General features: G+C 69.9%; 1 protein-coding gene. It reads left to right on the forward strand.

The genetic code is table 11. From position 1 onward, the window contains the following. Positions 1-33: 33 nt before the first annotated feature. Positions 34-2064 (forward strand): condensation domain-containing protein (locus ACFVJ3_RS49315; protein WP_378459019.1); only part of this gene is annotated, 2031 nt, incomplete at its 3' end.

The raw sequence follows: 2064 nt of genomic DNA on the forward strand, positions 1-2064 counted from the left end.
CGGCGTTCGGCGGGTGGGCCGGTTCTCGAGTATGTGGGTCGTTCGGATTTTCAGGTCAAGATTCGTGGTTTCCGTGTCGAACTCGGCGAAATCGACGCAGCGCTGACACGGCATCCCCGCGTCGCGTTCGCGGTGACCCTCGGCCGCACCGCCCCGTCCGGGGACACCGTTCTGGTGTCCTACGTCCTGCCGTCCGGTGACGGCGAACCCGACGTCGCCGATATGACCGACCATGTGCGCGGCTTCGTGCCCGCCCACATGGTTCCCGCGACGATCGTGATCCTCGACGAACTGCCGCTCACCCCGGTGGGCAAGCTGGACCGGCAGGCTTTGCCCACCCCGGATTTCGCGATCGTACGCACCGTGTTCCGCGCGTCGAACAACGCGACCGAGCGTGTCGTGGCAGACGTCTTTGCAGAGGTGCTCGGACTCGACCGGGCCGGCCTCGACGACAACTTCTTCGACTTGGGCGGCAATTCGCTGAGCGCGACCCGTGCCGTTGCCCGCATCAACTCCGCGCTGGGCGTCGGCTTGGGTGTCCGGGAGCTGTTCGAGGCGCCGACGGTGGCGGAGCTCGCCGTCCGCGCCGCTACCGCGGATCGCCGCACCGCGGCGCGTCCCGCCCTCACCGGGGGCCCGCGCCCCGACCGGGTGCCGCTGTCCCTCGCGCAGCAGCGGATGTGGATCGTCAACCAGGTCGACACGACCTCGCCCGCCTACAACGTTCCGATCGCGCTGCGCCTGACCGGCGAACTCGACATCGAAGCGCTGCGCGCCGCGTTCGGCGACGTCGTCGAACGGCACGAGCCCCTCCGCACCGTCTATCCCGGGTCCGCAGACGGCCCGCACCAGGTGGTGCTGGCCGCGGATCGGGTGACCCTCGACCTGACCCCGGTCATCGTGGCCGACGAGGCGGCGCTGCGCACCGAGCTGGTGCCTCTGGCGTCGGCCGAATTCAACGTGAGCCGCGACGTCCCGATGCGCATCGCGGTGCTGCGGGTCGGTCCGGACGAGCACGTGGTGGTCCTGGTGCTGCACCATATCGCGGCGGACGGGTCGTCGATGGCGCCGCTTGCCCGCGACGTGATGGTCGCGTACACCGCGCGTACGCACGGACGTCCGCCCGGGTGGGCGCCGATGCCGGTGCAGTACGCGGACTTCGCGCTGTGGCAACGCCGCACCCTCGGCAGCGACACCGACCCGGACTCGCCGATCTCGGCGCAGCTGGACTACTGGCGCCGGACCCTCGACGGGATGCCCGAGCTGCTCGAGCTGCCGACCGACCGCCGGCGCCCACTGCAGCGGTCCGCACAGGGCGCCACCGTGCCGTTCGCGATCAGCGCGGACCTGCACAATAAGCTGTCCGACCTCGCCAGGGGCCACGATTCGACACTGTTCATGGTCGCGCACGCCGCGCTCGCCGTCCTGCTCGGCCGGCTGAGCGGCGAGACGGACCTCGCGGTGGGCACGCCCGTCGCCGGTCGCGGCGACGCGGCACTGGACGAGATGGTCGGAATGTTCGTCAACACCGTGGTGCTGCGGACCCGCGTCGCACCCGAGCGCTCATTCACCGACCTGGTAACCCACGTCCGAGATACCGACCTCGGGGCGTTCGGACACGCGGAGGTGCCGTTCGACCGGGTGGTGCAGGCGGTCGACCCGGTGCGATCGACCGCGCACACACCGCTGTTCCAGGTGCTGCTCGAATTCCGGAACACCGAAGAGAGCCGCCTCGAACTGCCCGAGTTGACCGTCGAGGTCGTCGACGCCGGTGTCGAGGTCGCCAAATGCGATCTGTACCTGACCCTGAGTGAGAACCTCGACGGAACCGGCGCGCCCGCCGGAATGTCCGCGGCGTTCGGTTTCGCCACCGACATCCTGGACGCGAGCACCGTGCGCGGTTTCGCGGACCAGTTCGTCCGCATCCTCGACGCGGTCACGGCGTCACCCGACCGCCCGATCGGCGACATCGCCGTGATCGGGGTGGCGGAGTTGGAGTGCTTGAGTCCGGTGGTGGGTGAGGTGTCGGTGTCGGAGGTGTCGTTGCCGGGGTTGTTGGCGGCG

The sequence above is a fragment of the Rhodococcus sp. NPDC127593 genome, from assembly GCF_042671975.1.
Classification (GTDB): domain Bacteria; phylum Actinomycetota; class Actinomycetes; order Mycobacteriales; family Mycobacteriaceae; genus Rhodococcus_F.